17 protein-coding genes are annotated in these 15,874 nt (G+C 60.2%); all 17 read left to right on the top strand.

All coding sequences use genetic code 11. The annotated features are described in order from the left end of the window. Window positions 1-2: 2 nt before the first annotated feature. Window positions 3-1,199: an endolytic transglycosylase MltG gene (gene mltG, locus BI292_RS24680; protein ID WP_101209519.1), complete on the top strand. Its 1,197-nt coding sequence runs from the start codon at window positions 3-5 to the stop codon at window positions 1,197-1,199. 19 nt (window positions 1,200-1,218) lie between these two features. After that, on the top strand, window positions 1,219-1,851 hold the full coding sequence (tmk, locus tag BI292_RS24675) for a dTMP kinase (protein ID WP_101209518.1): 633 nt from the start codon (window positions 1,219-1,221) through the stop codon (window positions 1,849-1,851). Then, complete coding sequence (locus tag BI292_RS24670; protein WP_101209517.1) at window positions 1,844-2,830, top strand: DNA polymerase III subunit delta'; 987 nt, start codon at window positions 1,844-1,846, stop codon at window positions 2,828-2,830. Before tmk ends, BI292_RS24670 begins: the two co-directional genes overlap by 8 nt. Before the next feature lie 42 nt (window positions 2,831-2,872). Next, window positions 2,873-3,229 (top strand): PilZ domain-containing protein, encoded by a 357-nt coding sequence (locus tag BI292_RS24665; protein ID WP_092279280.1) that lies wholly within the window; start codon window positions 2,873-2,875, stop codon window positions 3,227-3,229. A gap of 14 nt (window positions 3,230-3,243) precedes the next feature. Further along, complete coding sequence (locus BI292_RS24660; RefSeq protein WP_101209516.1) at window positions 3,244-4,029, top strand: TatD family hydrolase; 786 nt, start codon at window positions 3,244-3,246, stop codon at window positions 4,027-4,029. Between the two features lie 343 nt (window positions 4,030-4,372). Then, window positions 4,373-5,011: a TetR/AcrR family transcriptional regulator gene (locus BI292_RS24655; RefSeq protein ID WP_008152317.1), complete on the top strand. Its 639-nt coding sequence runs from the start codon at window positions 4,373-4,375 to the stop codon at window positions 5,009-5,011. A gap of 140 nt (window positions 5,012-5,151) precedes the next feature. Further along, window positions 5,152-6,120, top strand: a complete 969-nt coding sequence (locus tag BI292_RS24650) for a GTP 3',8-cyclase MoaA (RefSeq protein WP_101209515.1) — start codon at window positions 5,152-5,154, stop codon at window positions 6,118-6,120. Between the two features lie 191 nt (window positions 6,121-6,311). Continuing rightward, window positions 6,312-6,917 carry a DUF4823 domain-containing protein gene (locus BI292_RS24645; protein WP_092279286.1) on the top strand — a complete coding sequence of 202 codons (606 nt, stop codon included), beginning with the start codon at window positions 6,312-6,314 and terminating at the stop codon, window positions 6,915-6,917. A 24-nt stretch (window positions 6,918-6,941) separates the two neighbouring features. Next, complete coding sequence (locus tag BI292_RS24640) at window positions 6,942-7,502, top strand: DUF1285 domain-containing protein (RefSeq protein WP_092279288.1); 561 nt, start codon at window positions 6,942-6,944, stop codon at window positions 7,500-7,502. Window positions 7,503-7,647: 145 nt separating this feature from the next. Next, a complete protein-coding gene (locus BI292_RS24635; RefSeq protein ID WP_092279290.1) occupies window positions 7,648-8,364 on the top strand; it encodes a FadR/GntR family transcriptional regulator in 717 nt (238 codons plus the stop codon). 123 nt (window positions 8,365-8,487) lie between these two features. Continuing rightward, window positions 8,488-9,363 (top strand): SMP-30/gluconolactonase/LRE family protein, encoded by an 876-nt coding sequence (locus tag BI292_RS24630; protein WP_101209514.1) that lies wholly within the window; start codon window positions 8,488-8,490, stop codon window positions 9,361-9,363. Between the two features lie 239 nt (window positions 9,364-9,602). Then, the gene (locus tag BI292_RS24625; RefSeq protein WP_101209513.1) at window positions 9,603-10,421 is read left to right on the top strand and encodes an SDR family oxidoreductase; all 819 of its coding nucleotides are present in this window, start codon (window positions 9,603-9,605) and stop codon (window positions 10,419-10,421) included. A 128-nt stretch (window positions 10,422-10,549) separates the two neighbouring features. After that, entirely contained in the window at window positions 10,550-11,554 is a 1,005-nt protein-coding gene (locus BI292_RS24620) for a substrate-binding domain-containing protein (RefSeq protein ID WP_092279296.1), read from the top strand. Between the two features lie 64 nt (window positions 11,555-11,618). Then, a complete protein-coding gene (gene araG, locus BI292_RS24615; RefSeq protein ID WP_101209512.1) occupies window positions 11,619-13,169 on the top strand; it encodes an L-arabinose ABC transporter ATP-binding protein AraG in 1,551 nt (516 codons plus the stop codon). Between the two features lie 12 nt (window positions 13,170-13,181). Continuing rightward, complete coding sequence (gene araH / locus BI292_RS24610; protein ID WP_092281686.1) at window positions 13,182-14,150, top strand: L-arabinose ABC transporter permease AraH; 969 nt, start codon at window positions 13,182-13,184, stop codon at window positions 14,148-14,150. Between the two features lie 495 nt (window positions 14,151-14,645). After that, entirely contained in the window at window positions 14,646-15,359 is a 714-nt protein-coding gene (locus tag BI292_RS24605) for a GntR family transcriptional regulator (RefSeq protein ID WP_092279300.1), read from the top strand. Further along, window positions 15,356-15,874: ADP-ribosylglycohydrolase family protein (locus BI292_RS24600; protein WP_178076625.1), on the top strand; the 519-nt coding region annotated here is incomplete at its 3' end. The genes BI292_RS24605 and BI292_RS24600, both read left to right, overlap by 4 nt.

The raw sequence follows: 15,874 nt of genomic DNA, 5'->3' as shown, positions 1-15,874 counted from the left end.
ACGTGAGACGTAAATTTCTGCTGCTGCTGGAAACCGGACTGGTTCTGGCAGGGCTGCTGGCTGGCGCTTCGGCCTGGAAAATCAATTCGGCGCTGCAACAACCGCTGAACATCACCCAGGAAGAACTGCTGGAAGTGCCCAAAGGCACGACACCGACCCGCACCTTCTATCGACTCGAAGCCGATGGCGTCATCAAGGACGCTTTCTGGTTGCGCGTCTATTGGCGCTTCAATCTGGCCGCAACGCCGATCCATAGTGGCGAATACCGCATGCTGCCGGGGATGACCGTCGATGGCCTGATCGATCTGTGGAAGCGCGGCGAAGTCGTGCAGTACAGCGTGACACTGGTTGAAGGCTGGAACTTCCACCAGGTCCGCGCCGCCCTGGCCAAGGACGACAAACTCAAGCAAACCCTTAATGGCCTGAACGATACGCAAGTGATGGACAAGCTCGGTCACAGCGGGATTTTCCCCGAGGGCCGCTTCTTCCCCGACACTTACAGTTTCGTGCGCGGCATGACCGACGCCGAGCTGCTGAACAAAGCCTATGAGCGACTCGACGAAGTGCTCGCCAAGGAATGGGAAAAACGCGCCGCCGACGTGCCGTACACCGAGCCGTATCAAGCGCTGATCATGGCGTCGCTGGTCGAGAAGGAAACCGGCGTGCCGCAAGAACGCGGGCAGATTGCCGGGGTATTCGTGCGACGGATGGCCATGGGCATGTTGCTGCAGACCGATCCGACGGTGATCTACGGCCTCGGCGACCGCTACAACGGCAAGCTGACCCGCGCTCATCTCAAGGAAGCGACGCCGTACAACACCTACATGATTTCCGGTTTGCCGCCGACGCCGATTGCGATGGTTGGCCGCGAGGCGATTCATGCTGCACTGAACCCGGTGGCCGGCAACAGCTTGTATTTTGTCGCGCGCGGTGACGGCAGCCACGTGTTTTCCGATGATCTGGACGCGCACAACTCGGCGGTCCGCGAGTTTCAAATCAAGCGTCGCGCCGATTACCGCTCCAGCCCGGCCCCGGCGAGCGCCCCCGTGACGCCGGATGCCGAGACACCGATTCCTGCAGCGTCGCCCAACACCGCGCCGGAAAGTGCGCCGCAGGTTCCGGCGCAGGAACCGGCGCCTGAGCCCGCGCAAGAATCTGCGCCGGAGCCGGCTGCCTCGGCGCCGCAAAGCACGCAATGACTCTGACTAAGGACTGCCTGTGACTGGCTTGTTTATTACCCTGGAAGGCCCGGAAGGCGCCGGCAAAAGCACCAACCGCGAATACCTCGCCGAGCGCCTGCGCGCCGCTGGTATCGAAGTGTTGCTGACCCGCGAGCCGGGCGGCACGCCGCTGGCCGAGCGCATTCGTGAAGTGTTGCTGGCGCCGCTCGACGAAGTGATGAACGCCGACACCGAACTGTTGCTGGTATTTGCCGCCCGCGCCCAGCATCTGGCCGAGGTGATTCGCCCGGCGCTGGCACGCGGCGCGGTGGTGTTGTGCGATCGTTTCACCGACTCGACTTACGCCTATCAGGGCGGCGGTCGCGGTTTGTCCCTGGAGCGCATCGCCACCCTCGAAACCTTCGTCCAGGGCGACTTGCGCCCGGACCTGACGCTGATTTTCGATCTGCCGGTAGAGGTCGGCCTCGCCCGTGCCAGCGCACGCGGTCGGCTGGATCGCTTCGAACTCGAAGGTCGAGCGTTTTTCGATGCAGTGCGCAGTGCCTTCCTCAGGCGCGCTGAAGCCGATCCGGCACGTTATGTACTGGTCGATGCCGCGCAAGCGTTGCCGCAAGTCCAGCAGTCACTGGATGCGCTGCTCCCACGTTTACTGGAGCTGACCCGTGGCTGAGGCCTATCCGTGGCAGGACGAGCTCTGGCAGCAAATGGCCGGACGCAAGCAACACGCGCACGCTTATTTGCTGCACGGCCCGGCCGGGATCGGCAAACGCGCCTTGGCTGAGCGGCTGATGGCGCATTTGCTGTGTCAGCGTCCGAGTGCCGCGAATGCCTGCGGCGAGTGCAAATCCTGTCTTTTGCTCAAGGCCGGCAGTCACCCGGACAATTACATCCTCGAACCGGAAGAGGCGGACAAGGCGATCAAAGTCGACCAGGTGCGTGATCTGGTTGGTTTTGTAGTGCAGACCGCGCAGATGGGCGGGCGCAAAGTGGTATTGATCGAGCCGGTCGAGTCGATGAACGTCAACGCCGCCAATGCCTTGCTGAAAAGCCTTGAAGAGCCGTCCGGCGATACCGTGTTGCTGCTGGTGAGTCACCAGACCAGCCGTCTGCTGCCGACGATCAAGAGTCGCTGTCAGCAGCAAGCCTGTCCGCTGCCGAGCGAGGCGATGAGCCTGGCATGGCTCGCCACCGCGCTGCCGGACTGCTCGCCGGAAGAACGCGTCGAACTGCTGACCCTGGCCGCCGGTTCGCCGCTGGCCGCGCTGAAGCTGCAAAAACAAGGCGTGCGCGAACAGCGCGGGCTGGTGGTCGAAGGCGTGAAGCAGTTGCTCAAGCAGCAGAAATCGCCGAGCCAATTGGCCGAGGAATGGAAAAGCATTCCGCAATTGCTGTTGTTCGACTGGTTCTGCGATTGGTCGAGCTTGATCCTGCGTTATCAATTGACCCAGGATGAGCAGGGCCTCGGCCTGACCGACATGCGCAAGGTCATTCAATACCTGGGGCAGAAGTCCGGACAAAACAAAGTGCTGGCGATTCAGGACTGGATTCTGGCCCAGCGGCAGAAAGTCATGAGCAAAGCCAACCTCAACCCGGCGTTGCTGCTGGAAGCGCTGTTGGTGCAATGGGTGTCTTTGCCCGGTCAGAAGTGATTGCAAGTGACTAGACTCTGAGAATCAGCAGTGGAGGTCAGCATGAATGAACCGCTTAATACCGGACCGCGCAACGGCATCCTGTCCCTGACCATCAAGGACAAGTCGGTGCTGTACGCCGCTTACATGCCGTTTATCAAGAACGGCGGCCTGTTCATCCCGACCAACAAAAGCTACAAGTTGGGCGACGAGGTGTTCATGTTGCTGAACCTGATGGACGAAGCGGAAAAGATTCCGGTCGCCGGCAAAGTCGCCTGGATCACCCCCAAAGGTGCCCAGGGCAACCGCGCCGCCGGCGTTGGCGTGCAGTTCAACGACGGTGACAACACCGCTCGCAGTCGAATCGAAACTCATCTGGCCGGAGCCCTCAAATCCGACCGTCCCACTCATACGATGTAAGTTGCCGCCCTTTTATGCTCGTAGATTCCCATTGTCACCTTGATCGCCTCGACCTCGCCGCCCACGACGGTTCCCTTGATGCCGCGCTGGATGCGGCCCGTGAGCGCGGGGTAGGGCACTTTTTGTGCATCGGCGTCAGCGTCGACAACGCCGCCGACGTCAAAGCCCTGGCCGAGCGTTATGACGACGTTGATTGCTCGGTCGGCGTGCACCCGCTGGACGTGCAGCCCGGCGCCGCGCCTGCGCTCGACTGGCTGCTGCAGGAGCTCAACCACCCGCGGGTAGTGGCGATCGGCGAAACCGGCCTTGATTATCACTACGAGCCGGAGGCGGCGGAGTTGCAGCAGGAATCCTTCCGTCTGCACCTGCAAGCCGCGCAGCAGACCGGCAAACCGGTGATCATCCACACCCGTGGCGCCCGCGCCGATACCTTGAGCCTGCTGCGCGAAGCGGCTCTGCCGCAGGCCGGCGTGTTGCACTGCTTCACCGAAGACTGGGACATGGCCAAGGCTGCGCTGGACATGGGTTATTACATTTCCCTGTCCGGGATTGTCACCTTCCGCAATGCCGACGCCTTGCGCGACGTCGCCAGCAAAGTGCCGGCCGACCGTTTGCTGGTGGAAACCGACTCGCCGTACCTGGCGCCGATCCCGCACCGGGGCAAACCGAACCTGCCGCAATATGTGCGGGAAGTGGCAGAGTTTCTCGCAATGCTGCGCGGTGAGACTTACGAGCGATTTGCCGAACAGACCACCGAAAACTTCAAGCGGCTGTTTCCGTTGGCGCATGTAAAAGGCTGAATCGCAGGCAAAAAAAACCCGGGTTCTGGGGGGTGAATCCGGGTTAAGACCATTAGGAGTAAAACAAAGGTACGCGGTCCGTTGGTACCAATATCGGCGCTGCACCTGGGGGAGATGCCTCGCCGACAGTTCAAGTATTGATCAGTATTGAGCTGGCGCCAGTTTAGCCGCCGTGGTTTTTAAACAAATTTGGAATACGCGCGCTTCGGAAGAGTTCTCATCAACGGCCGAGCCTGCGCGAAATCATCAAGAAACACAGATATGGTCGGATGATCCGTGCATTTTGGCGCAAGTTAGGCATAATACGCGGCTTCGAATTTTGACCCCTACAGACCTTTTTCTTATGCATAAAGAACCTCGTAAGGTCCGTGAGTTTCGTCGCCGCGAGCAAGAAATTCTCGATACCGCGCTCAAGCTGTTCCTCGATCAGGGTGAAGACAGCGTCACCGTCGAGATGATTGCTGATGCCGTCGGTATCGGCAAAGGCACGATCTACAAGCACTTCAAATCCAAGGCCGAAATCTATCTGCGCCTGATGCTCGATTACGAGCGCGATTTGAACGAGCTGCTGCATTCGGCCGACGTCGACAAGGACAAGGAAGCGCTGTCGCGGGCCTACTTCGAATTCCGCATGCGCGATCCGCAACGTTATCGCCTGTTCGATCGCCTCGAAGAAAAAGTGGTCAAGGGCAATCAGGTGCCGGAGATGGTCGAGGAGCTGCACAAGATCCGTGCCTCGAACTTCGAACGCCTGACCCTGCTGATCAAGGGCCGAATCAGCGAAGGCAAGCTCGAAGACGTGCCGCCGTATTTCCATTACTGCGCGTCCTGGGCGCTGGTGCACGGCGCGGTTGCGCTGTATCACTCGCCGTTCTGGAGCAACGTGCTGGAAGATCAGGAAGGCTTCTTCCAGTTCCTGATGGACATCGGCGTGCGCATGGGCAACAAGCGCAAGCGTGACACCGACACGCCAAGCAGCTGAGCCATTCAGCCGGCTGATTGCGCCAATATTTCGTTACAAGGCGCAGTACCGCAGGAATATACTCAGGCTTGGGGATTGCTAAAACTTGATTTGTGAGTCAAGTTTTAGCAGTCCCGAATCTTCTCATGCCGGAGTGATCCATGATCGTTGACCGTCAAGGCAGGCGTTTTCGCAATTTGCGGATCAGCCTGACCTCAGCCTGCAACTACGCCTGTACCTACTGCGTGCCCAACGGCAAGCGGTTGGTGGCTGCGCAGGATGAGCTGTCGGCCGAGGCCATGGCGCGCGGCGTCGCGTATCTGATCGAAGCCGCTGGCATCGAGCGCTTGCGCATCACTGGCGGCGAGCCGCTGGTCAGTCCCAAACTCGAAGCGTTCATGACCGCCGTCGGCAAGATGGGCCTTGAGGACATCAGCCTGACCACCAATGGTCAGTTGCTGGCAAAAAAACTGCCGCTGCTGGTCGATGCCGGGATCCGCCGCATCAACGTTTCCCTCGATACGCTGGACGCCAACGCGTTTCGCAGCATTGCGCGCGGTGGCGATCTGGCGACGGTGCTCGATGGCATGCAGCAAGCTGCGGCCGCCGGGATGAAGATCAAGGTCAACATGGTGCCGTTGCGCGGGCAGAACCTCGATCAGGTGATGCCGTTGCTCGATTACTGCCTGGAACGCGGCTACGAGCTGCGTTTTATCGAGCTGATGCGCATGGGCCACTTGGCCACCGACAACAATGCTTTCCTGCAACAGTTCGTCAGCCTTCAGCAATTGCTCAGCCTGATTGGCGAGCGGCATGAATACCTGCAAGCCAATGCGCCGGTCGATGCCACAGCGGTGCGCTACGAGATTCCGGGGCATGGTTTTTTCGGGGTGATCGCCAACGAAAGCGTGCCGTTCTGCCGCACGTGTTCGCGGTTGCGCCTGTCGTCCACCGGTTGGCTGCATGGTTGCTTGTCGTCGAGCAATCGCCACTACGTCGGCGATCTGCTGGACAAACCGCGTCATCAAGCGCTGCCAGCGCTGCAGCGCTTGCTGGTGAAAGCCTTGGGCGACAAGCAGGAAGTGGCATTCTCTGGTGGCGCAACCATCATGAAAATCATCGGCGGCTGACAGGCCCATTCGCGGGCAAGCCTCGCTCCTACAGGTTAAACGCACACCCCTGTAGGAGCGAGGCTTGCCCGCGAAAGCAATCTCCCGGTCATTTAAAGAACCACTGAATCAATGCAGTCCGGCGAGCTGGCGCGGAAGCTGCATTCAACCGCCATTCGCCGGTTTTCCGTCACCGGCTTCTGGAGGATAGGATGCGTAGCCTGGTTTTGCTGCTGGCCGTTTTGGCGCTTGGTGGCTGCATGAATGTCAGCGACATGGGCGAAGGTGTTCGCTACCACATGAGCGACGCGGGGCTGCTGGACCACAGCAACAGCCAGCGCGCGAACAACTTCCGCATTCAGCCGGACTCGTTCATCTACATCGCCCAAGGTGCATTCGCGCCGCCGGGCAGCGCCTACCCGCGACCTAACGTGGTCGCCGAAGAAGCCTTCAACGGTTTTATCGAATATTTCCCGATGGTCCGCCGCGCGCGTGCCCCCGAAGGCCTCGACGCCGCGATGGGCGAAGCTCGCGCAGTCGGCGCGCATTACCTGCTGTACACGCGCTTCGCCAAGGCTGACGATCGCATCGGCAACTCGGACGAATGGCTCGACCAGGAAGCCGTGGATCGCCTCGGCATCGACAGCGGGATCATTCAGATCATGTTGATCGAGACCAGCACCCAGTATTTGATTGATACTGCACGCATCAAAAGTCGTGGCGGTTTACTGACGTTCCACGACACCAAGCCAGAAGACCTGCTGGGCCCGCCGCTGGAGCAATACGCTCGCAGCCTGTTGGGGCTCAGCGACCACTAAAGCGACCACTAAAAGGAATACGCCATGAGTGAACCGCAAAAAGCCAACGACCTGCTGGGGCAAATCCCCAAGACCAAAGGCCTGCCGCCGGTGCACTTGTGGAACCCGGACTTCTGCGGCGACATCGACATGCGCATCGCCCGCGACGGCACCTGGTATTACCTGGGCACGCCGATCGGGCGCAAGCCGATGGTCAAACTGTTCTCCACCATCATTCGCCGCGACGGCGATGATTATTTCCTGATCACCCCGGTCGAGAAAGTCGGGATCAAAGTCGACGACGCGCCGTTTGTGGCGATTGCCGTCGAGGTCGAAGGCGAGGGCGAAGCGCAGGTGTTGCGCTTCACCACCAACGTCGACGAAACCACCGAGGCGGGCGTTGAACACCCGATCCGCGTGGTGACTGATCCGCTGACCCAAGAGCCCGCGCCTTACGTGCACGTGCGCAGCAACCTCGAAGCGCTGATCCATCGCAACGTGTTTTACCAACTGGTCGAATTGGCGGTCAGCCGTGAAATCGACGGCCAGCGCTGGTTGGGCGTGTGGAGCGGCGGCGAGTTCTTCCCTATCGGTCTCGAACCCTGAGTGAATCCAAATGTGGGAGCGAGCAAGCTCGCTGCCACACTGTTTTCGCATCGGGCTAAAAATTCAATTTGACACCCAATCGTATGATGATTAGCGTAAGCCTCCATCGCGAACGGCTTTTGGCCGTCTCCTCATTGAGGTTTTCATGTCCAGCAGCTTTCACGCGTCGACGGTCGATTGGCTAGGCTGCTGGATTGCGGCCGGCCAAGTGAAGCCCGGCGAAACCATCAAGGTCGAGGCCGACCTCGGCGAGCAGCTCGGGGTCAGCCGCACGGTCATTCGTGAAGCGATCAAAACCCTGGTCGCCAAAGGCCTGCTCGAAGTCGGGCCGAAGGTCGGTACGCGGGTGCTGCCGGTGCGCCGCTGGAATCTGTTTGATCCGCAAGTGGTTGGCTGGCTGTCGCGCAGTGGCCTGCCGGAAAACTTCGTCGACGACTTGCTCGACCTGCGCCGCACCATCGAACCAATGGCAGTGCGCTGGGCCTGCGAGCGCGCCACCGTCGAACAAGTCCAGGCCATCCTCCAGGCCTACAACGCGCTGGAGCGGGCGGTCGACAGCGACGCCGATTACAACCGCGCCGACCAGCTCTTTCACGAGTGCATCCTCGCCGCCAGCCACAACCAATTCATCGAACAAATGGTCCCGGCCCTCGGCGCGCTGCTGGCGGTGTCGTTTGAAGTTTCCGCCGCCGATCCGGATGAACTGCGTCGCACATTACCTATCCATAAAGACATGGCCGACGCCATCGCCGCCCGGGATGCCGCGCGGGGTGTGTGGGCCTGCATGACCCTGATCGACAACGCAGATTTGGCGATCAAACGTTTCTACCCGCAAGTCATGGCCGACAAAAAGGCCAGCTGACACCAAAGAACCTTGTGGGAGCGACCTTGTCCGCGATTGGGCCGTAACATTCAATATCAAATTTGCCTGTTACACCGCCATCGCGAGCAAGCTCGCTCCCACATGAACAGCGAAGGAATTTCCATGAGTTGGACTGCCGTTACCGAACACCGCGCCCAGCTCGGCGAAGGCCCGTTCTGGGATGTGCCGACGCAGGCGTTGTACTGGGTCGACATCGCCGGCAAGCAAGCCTTGCGCCTGATCGGCGCCAACGTGCAGATCTGGCAAATGCCCGAGCACGTGTCCGCGTTCATCCCGTGCGAAAGCGGCGATGCGCTGGTGACCCTGAGCAGCGGCGTCTATCGCCTCGACCTTGATTCCCCGGGCCTCGAACCGCGCCTTACCTTGCTCTGCGTCGCCGACCCGCAACCCGGCAATCGCCCCAACGAAGCCCGTTGCGACGCACAAGGCCGGCTCTGGCTCGGGACCATGCAAAACAACATCGGCGAGAACGGTAAAGACTTGCCGATCGAACGCCGCTCCGGCGGCCTGTTCCGCATCGACCGCGATGCGCGGGTCACGCCGTTGCTGCGCGGCTTGGGCATTCCCAACACCTTGTTGTGGAGCGATGACGAAACCCGGCTGCACTTCGCCGACAGCCTCGACGCCACGCTGTATCAGCATTTCATTCGCAGCGATGGCAGCCTCGAACCGGGCCGGCACTGGTTCGGCCCGCACGAGCGCGGCGGCCCGGACGGTTCGGCGATGGATGCACAAGGTTATCTGTGGAATGCGCGGTGGGACGGCAGTTGCCTGCTGAGGATCAGTCCAGAAGGGCTGGTTGATCGGGTGATCGAATTGCCGGTCAGCCGTCCGACCAGTTGCGTTTTTGGCGGCGAAGACCTGCAAACCCTGTACGTCACCAGCGCTGCCAGCCCGCTCGATCATCCTCTGGATGGCGCGCTGTTAGCGCTGCGCGTCGATGTAGCGGGAAAAGTCTGTACGAGGTTCGCCGGTTAGATCCCAAAATATGGGATGTAAAATTATATATTGAGATTATTTGGCGGTCGGGTTTATAGTCGGCTCCATTGTTGACTAGCTCTACTTCAAATCAGTTACACGCACTCACACTTAAAAAAACAAAACAGGTGAAGTGATGCAGCGATTTTCAGAACAGTTTTGCGACCGGACATCGTCAGATGTCCGCGTTTTGTCGTGCGTGCAAAATTTGTCGTGTCTGCACAAGGCAGTCGTCAATCATGGCTGAGGCGCTCAGCTTGCCGCCGGTGCCAGCACCGCTGCGGGGCGAACGGCTGAAAGATAAAGTCGTGCTGCTTACCGGCGCCGCTCAAGGCATCGGCGAAGCCATCGTCGGCGCCTTCGCGTCGCAGCAAGCCAGGCTGATCATCAGCGACATTCAGGCCGATAAAGTCGAGCAGGTCGCGGCGCATTGGCGCCAGCAGGGTTTTGACGTGCAAGCGATCAGCGCTGACGTGTCCAGCCAGCCAGACTTGCACGCCATGGCGCGGCTGGCGGTCGAGCGTCACGGGCGCATCGACGTACTGGTCAACTGCGCCGGGGTCAACGTGTTCCGCGATCCGCTGCAAATGACCGAAGAGGATTGGCGTCGCTGCTTCGCCATCGATCTCGACGGCGCCTGGTTTGGCTGCAAAGCCGTGCTGCCGCAAATGATCGAGCAGGGCGTCGGCAGCATTATCAATATTGCCTCGACCCATTCCAGCCACATCATTCCCGGCTGCTTCCCGTACCCGGTGGCCAAACACGGTTTGCTCGGCCTGACCCGCGCGCTCGGCATCGAATACGCGCCGCAGGGCATTCGCGTCAACGCCATCGCGCCGGGCTACATCGAAACCCAACTTAATGTCGATTACTGGAACGGTTTCGCCGACCCGCACGCCGAGCGTCAGCGCGCCTTTGATTTGCACCCGCCACGGCGTATCGGGCAACCGATGGAAGTGGCGATGACAGCGGTGTTCCTGGCCAGCGATGAAGCGCCGTTCATCAATGCCTCGTGCATCACCATCGATGGTGGTCGTTCGGTCATGTATCACGACTGAACAGGCGCGGTCAGACGGAGAGGTCCGTCTAAAATCCAATCATCATACGATATGACTATTTGCTAGATGTTTTGACCGCTGTACCGATTTTCAAATAACGCTCAAAAAAAATAACAAGGAGTCAGCTTATGAATCGTCGTCGTGGGATCCGTTCCCTGTGCTGTGCCGCTCTGGCGGTTACCGCGGTCAGCCTGAGCAGTACGCTGCTGGCGGCCGAAGAAGTGAAGATCGGGTTTCTGGTCAAACAGGCTGAAGAGCCCTGGTTCCAGACCGAATGGGCCTTCGCCGAAAAGGCCGGCAAGGACAAGGGCTTCACCGTGATCAAGATCGCCGTGCCTGACGGCGAAAAAACCCTCTCCGCCATCGACAGCCTCGCGGCCAACGGCGCCAAAGGCTTTGTCATCTGCCCGCCAGACGTCGGCCTCGGCCCGGCGATCGTTGCCAAGGCCAAAGCCAACGGCTTGAAAGTGATCGCCGTCGATGACCGCTTTGTCGATGCCAGCGGCAAATTCATGGAAGACGTGCCATACCTCGGCATGGCCGCATTCGAAGTCGGCCAGAAGCAGGGCGCGGCGATGGTCACTGAAGCGAAAAAACGCAACTGGGACTGGAAAGAAACCTACGCCGTTATCAACACCTTCAACGAACTCGACACTGGCAAAAAACGCACCGACGGTTCGGTCAAAGCCCTCGAAGACGCAGGCTTTCCGAAAGACCACATTCTCTACGCCGCGCAGAAAACCCTCGACGTACCGGGCAGCATGGACGCCACCAACTCGGCGTTGGTGAAACTGCCAGGCGCGGCGAAAAACCTGATCATCGGCGGCATGAATGACAACACCGTGCTGGGCGGCGTGCGCGCCACCGAAAGCGCCGGGTTCACTGCGGCCAACGTGATCGGCATCGGCATCAACGGCACTGACGCCATCGGCGAACTGAAAAAGCCTAACAGTGGCTTCTTCGGCTCGATGCTGCCGAGCCCGCACATCGAGGGCTACAACACCGCCGTGATGATGTACGAGTGGGTCACCACCGGCAAAGAGCCGCCGAAATACACCGCCATGGACGACGTGACGCTGATCACTCGCGACAACTTCAAGCAGGAACTGGAAAAAATCGGCCTGTGGAACTGAAGGCCGGTTGATTTCATCGGCAGCCCTGGCGACGGGGCTGCCTGATCTGTGTGATGAGGTGGTTATGCAAGCGCAAACACAACGACAAGAACAACAAGAACACATCGGCGGCAGCTTGCGCTTCAACGGGATCGGCAAGACTTTTCCCGGGGTGAAGGCGCTCGACGGCATCAGCTTCGTCGCGCATCCGGGGCAAGTGCATGCCTTGATGGGCGAGAACGGCGCCGGCAAATCGACATTGTTGAAAATCCTCGGCGGTGCGTACATCCCGAGCAGCGGCAACCTGCAGGTCGGCGAACAGACGATGGCCTTCAAGTCCACCGCCGACAGCATCGCCAGCGGCGTCGCGGTGATTCACCAGGAGCTGCATCTGGTGCCGGAAATGACGGTCGCCGAGAACCTGTTTCTCGGCCATCTGCCCGCCAGTTTCGGCCTGATCAATCGCAGCACGTTGCGCCAGCAGGCGTTGAATTGCCTGAAAGGTCTGGCCGACGAAATCGATCCGCAAGAGAAAGTCGGGCGCCTGTCGCTCGGCCAGCGCCAATTGGTCGAAATCGCCAAGGCGTTGTCGCGTGGCGCGCATGTGATCGCGTTCGACGAACCGACCAGCAGCCTCTCGGCGCGTGAGATCGATCGGTTGATGGCGATCATCGGGCGTCTGCGCGATGAGGGCAAAGTGGTGCTTTACGTCTCGCATCGCATGGAAGAAGTGTTCCGCATCTGCAACGCGGTGACGGTGTTCAAGGACGGCCGTTTCGTGCGCACGTTCGACAACATGAGCGAGCTGACCCACGACCAGTTGGTCACCTGCATGGTCGGTCGCGACATTCAGGACATCTACGATTACCGCCCGCGCCAACGCGGCGCCGTGGCGCTGAAAGTCGACGGTCTGCTCGGCCCGGGCCTGCGTGAGCCGGTGAGTTTCGAGGTGCACAAAGGCGAGATTCTCGGGTTGTTCGGTTTGGTCGGGGCAGGGCGCACCGAGCTGTTTCGCATGCTCAGCGGCCTGACCCGCAACACTGGCGGACGCCTGGAATTGCGCGGCCACGAACTGAAGTTGCGCTCGCCTCGCGATGCGATTGCCGCGGGAATTCTGCTGTGCCCGGAAGATCGCAAGAAGGAGGGCATCATGCCGCTCTCCAGCGTCGCCGAGAACATCAACATCAGTGCGCGCGGTGCGCATTCGACCTTCGGTTGCCTGTTGCGCGGCTTGTGGGAAAAGGGCAACGCGGACAAGCAGATCGCCGCGCTGAAAGTGAAAACACCGAGCGCGGCACAGAAGATCATGTACCTGTCCGGCGGCAATCAGCAGAAGGCCATTCTCGGTCGCTGGTTGTCGATGCCGATGAAAGTCCTGCTGCTCGACGAACCCACGCGCGGCATCGACATCGGCGCCAAAGCCGAGATTTACCAGATCATCCACAACCTCGCCGCCAGCGGCATCGCGGTGATTGTGGTGTCCAGCGACTTGATGGAAGTCATGGGCATTTCCGACCGCATCCTGGTGCTGTGCGAAGGCGCGATGCGCGGCGAACTGTCCCGCGACGAGGCCAATGAATCCAACCTGCTGCAACTGGCTTTGCCGCGCCAACGCGCTGACGGCGTGGCGAACTGAGAGGTGACTATGATGACAACCCAAAACAACGCGCTGCCAACCGAGCGCAAACCCCTGGACATGCGCCGTTTCCTCGACGATTGGGTCATGCTGCTGGCGGCCATCGGCATCTTCGTTGCCTGTACGTTGCTGATCGATAACTTCCTTTCGCCGCTGAACATGCGCGGTCTGGGCCTGGCGATTTCCACCACCGGCATCGCCGCGTGCACCATGTTGTATTGCCTGGCGTCCGGGCATTTCGACTTGTCGGTGGGTTCGGTGATTGCCTGCGCCGGCGTGGTCGCGGCGGTGGTGATGCGTGACACTGACAGCGTATTCCTTGGCGTCGGGGCTGCGCTGTTGATGGGCCTGATCGTCGGGTTGATCAACGGCATCGTCATCGCCAAGTTGCGCGTGAACGCGCTGATCACGACGTTGGCGACGATGCAGATCGTCCGCGGCCTGGCCTATATTTTTGCCAACGGCAAAGCAGTCGGCGTGTCGCAGGAGCAGTTCTTCGTGTTCGGCAACGGCCAGTTGTTCGGCGTGCCGGTGCCGATCCTGATCACCATCGTCTGCTTTCTGTTTTTCGGCTGGTTGCTGAACTACACGACTTACGGGCGCAACACCATGGCCATCGGCGGCAATCAGGAAGCGGCGCTGCTGGCCGGGGTCAACGTCGACCGCACCAAGATCATCATCTTCGCCGTGCACGGTTTGATCGGTGCGCTGGCCGGGGTGATCCTCGCGTCGCGCATGACTTCCGGGCAGCCGATGATCGGCCAGGGTTTTGAGCTGACGGTGATCTCCGCGTGCGTGCTGGGCGGCGTGTCGCTGAGCGGCGGGATCGGGATGATTCGGCACGTAATTGCCGGGGTGCTGATTCTGGCGATTATCGAAAACGCGATGAACCTGAAGAACATCGATACGTTTTATCAGTACGTGATTCGCGGTTCGATTTTGTTGCTGGCGGTGGTGATTGACCGACTGAAACAACGCTGAGATCAAGAGCCACCCCTCACCCCAACCCTCTCCCCAAAGGGGAGAGGGGGAAAGGGAGCAGATCTTCAAGCCTTTCAAATCCTGAATTCGACTCGGACTTTCAGGTTGCAGTAAATCCTTCAAACACCTCGGTCAGCCCCCTCTACCCCTTGGGGAGAGGGGGAAGGGAGCAGATCTTCATCGCTTTCAAATCTTGAATTCGACTCGGACTTTCAGGTCGCAGTAAATCCTTCAAACACCTCGGTCAGCCCCCTCTACCCCTTGGGGAGAGGGGGAAGGGAGCAGATATTCATCGCTTTCAAATCCTGAATTCGACTCGGACTTTCAGGTCGCAGTAAATCCATCAAACACCTCGGTCAGCCCCCTCTACCCCTTGGGGAGAGGGTTGGGGTGAGGGGTGGATTTACCTGACACCCCCCAATTGAAAGCCACCTCCTGTCACCTCTCTGAAATATCTCTTGCTCGTCCGGCCCTGTTTCGGTTATCACTTTGTACATGATTAGACAGGTCCGATTTGACAAGAAACAACGGGTGGTCGACGAGCTTATCCGGCGCATCGAAAGCGGCCTCATGGAGGACGGTTTCCTGTTGCCCGGCGAGCATCAGTTGGCTCAAGAATTCCAGGTCAGCCGCGGCACGCTGCGTGAAGCGCTGGCCGAACTGAAACGGCGCAATTACATCGCCACGCAAAGCGGGGTCGGCTCGATTGTCACTTTCGATGGTGTGGTGCTCGATCAGCACAGCGGTTGGGCGCAAGCGCTGGCGGACAGCGGGGCGCTGGTCAACACCGAAGTGCTGCGGCTCGAAGCGGTCGATCGTCCTGACTTGCTGCCGCGCTTCGGCACCGAAAAATTCATCACCCTCGACCGCCGGCGCCGCGCCAATGACGGCACGCTGGTGTCGCTCGAACGCTCGTTGATTCCCGCCACCGGCACCCTGGAAAGCCTGCCGCGCGTCGGCCTGATCGACAACTCACTGACCATCACCCTGGCCGCCTACGGCTACATCGGCGAACGCGGCGATCAGTGGATCGGCGCCGAACCGCTGAGCGCCGACGACGCCGAACTGCTCGGTCGCGCGCCCGGCACAGTATTTCTCAAAGCCCTGCGCACCACGTATGACCGTCAGGGCCGGTTCATGGAACAGGTCGAAAGCTTGCTCGACCCGGTGCACTTCCGCCTGCACCTGCAATTTGGAGAATCAAAATGACTGCGCTCAATCGTGCCTTGGGCGCTTTCTATGGTTTGGCGTTGGGCGACGCCCTCGGCATGCCCACGCAATCGCTGAGCCGTGCCGAGATCCAGGCGCGGTTCGGCGAAATCACCGACCTGGAAGATGCCGGCCCCGACCAACCGATCGCCGCCAATATGCCCAAAGGCTCGATCACCGATGACACCGAACAGGCGATCCTGGTCGGTCAGTTGCTGATCGAAGGCGAGGGCCGGATCGAACCGGCAGTGCTCGCGCAACGCCTGATCGAATGGGAGGCCGAGATGCAAGCCAAGGGCTCGCAGGATCTGCTCGGGCCTTCGACCAAACGCTCAATCGAGATGATTCTCGCCGGCCATTCGCCGGAAGAGTCCGGGCGCTACGGCACCACCAACGGCGCGGCGATGCGCATTACCCCGGTCGGCATCGCGGCGGATGTCGCCGATCCGCAACGCTTCATTCAAGCCGTGGTGCAGGCCTGCCAAGTGACGCACAACACCACGCTGGGGATTTCC

The organism is Pseudomonas sp. 43NM1 (genome assembly GCF_002836905.1).
GTDB lineage: Bacteria > Pseudomonadota > Gammaproteobacteria > Pseudomonadales > Pseudomonadaceae > Aquipseudomonas > Aquipseudomonas prosekii.
This window is presented reverse-complemented; position numbering and strand designations above follow the sequence as displayed.

Bases quoted from the DNA above. Each gene is read 5' to 3' on its own strand.
- BI292_RS24620 (WP_092279296.1), top strand. From the start codon at position 10,550: ATGAATCGTCGTCGTGGGATCCGTTCCCTGTGCTGTGCCGCTCTGGCG.
- BI292_RS24655 (WP_008152317.1), top strand. From the start codon at position 4,373: ATGCATAAAGAACCTCGTAAGGTCCGTGAGTTTCGTCGCCGCGAGCAA.
- araG (WP_101209512.1), top strand. From the start codon at position 11,619: ATGCAAGCGCAAACACAACGACAAGAACAACAAGAACACATCGGCGGC.
- BI292_RS24635 (WP_092279290.1), top strand. From the start codon at position 7,648: ATGTCCAGCAGCTTTCACGCGTCGACGGTCGATTGGCTAGGCTGCTGG.
- araH (WP_092281686.1), top strand. From the start codon at position 13,182: ATGACAACCCAAAACAACGCGCTGCCAACCGAGCGCAAACCCCTGGAC.
- BI292_RS24665 (WP_092279280.1), top strand. From the start codon at position 2,873: ATGAATGAACCGCTTAATACCGGACCGCGCAACGGCATCCTGTCCCTG.
- BI292_RS24605 (WP_092279300.1), top strand. From the start codon at position 14,646: ATGATTAGACAGGTCCGATTTGACAAGAAACAACGGGTGGTCGACGAG.
- BI292_RS24630 (WP_101209514.1), top strand. From the start codon at position 8,488: ATGAGTTGGACTGCCGTTACCGAACACCGCGCCCAGCTCGGCGAAGGC.
- BI292_RS24650 (WP_101209515.1), top strand. From the start codon at position 5,152: ATGATCGTTGACCGTCAAGGCAGGCGTTTTCGCAATTTGCGGATCAGC.
- BI292_RS24625 (WP_101209513.1), top strand. From the start codon at position 9,603: ATGGCTGAGGCGCTCAGCTTGCCGCCGGTGCCAGCACCGCTGCGGGGC.
- BI292_RS24640 (WP_092279288.1), top strand. From the start codon at position 6,942: ATGAGTGAACCGCAAAAAGCCAACGACCTGCTGGGGCAAATCCCCAAG.
- BI292_RS24645 (WP_092279286.1), top strand. From the start codon at position 6,312: ATGCGTAGCCTGGTTTTGCTGCTGGCCGTTTTGGCGCTTGGTGGCTGC.
- BI292_RS24660 (WP_101209516.1), top strand. From the start codon at position 3,244: ATGCTCGTAGATTCCCATTGTCACCTTGATCGCCTCGACCTCGCCGCC.